The sequence below is a fragment of the Lactobacillus sp. C449L genome (assembly GCF_059900815.1).
This window is the reverse complement of sequence record NZ_JBWXGA010000091.1, coordinates 1-513: the sequence shown is the minus strand read 5'-3', so window position 1 is coordinate 513 and position 513 is coordinate 1. Positions and strand designations below refer to the sequence as shown.

At 56.1% G+C, this 513-nt stretch carries 1 protein-coding gene; it reads left to right on the top strand.

The features are described 5' to 3' along the window. Nucleotides 1-325: 325 nt before the first annotated feature. A partial coding sequence (locus AC2JF9_RS08440) for a hypothetical protein (protein WP_500726890.1) occupies nucleotides 326-513 on the top strand: 188 nt, incomplete at its 3' end.

The following is a 513-nucleotide window of genomic DNA, read 5'->3' as shown; positions in this document are numbered from 1 at the left end:
GAGCTTTCGGGAGAAGGTTCTCGAGCACATCTTAGTCGGCGAGCTTTTGAAGCACCTCTGGTGCAAGGGCATCCATTCAGTCGCGGTCCTCAGGTCCGAAGTCGACGGCGCGGGTTACGATCTCGTTGTAGATTGCAATGGAACGCTACGGCACATCCAACTTAAAGCAAGTCGTCTGACGGGTAAGACTGCCGCCCAAAGCATCAATATAGGACTATCCTCAAAGCCAAGCGGCTGTGTGGTTTGGATGTTCTTCGACGAAGCCTCTCTGGATCTTGGACCTTTCCGATGGTTTGGAGCGCGACCAGGAGATCCCCTCCCTGACTTGGGAGACAAGATCGCCCGGCACACGAAGGGTGACCGCAACGGGTACAAGGCGGAGCGGCCGAATGTCAGAACAGTCGCGAAGGCACGTTTTCGAGAGCTCCCGACGATGGACGCGCTCGTGACTGAACTATTTGGTCCGATCGAGATATCTCGATCGGACGCAGTTGATCGCTTGCAGCCCCTCTC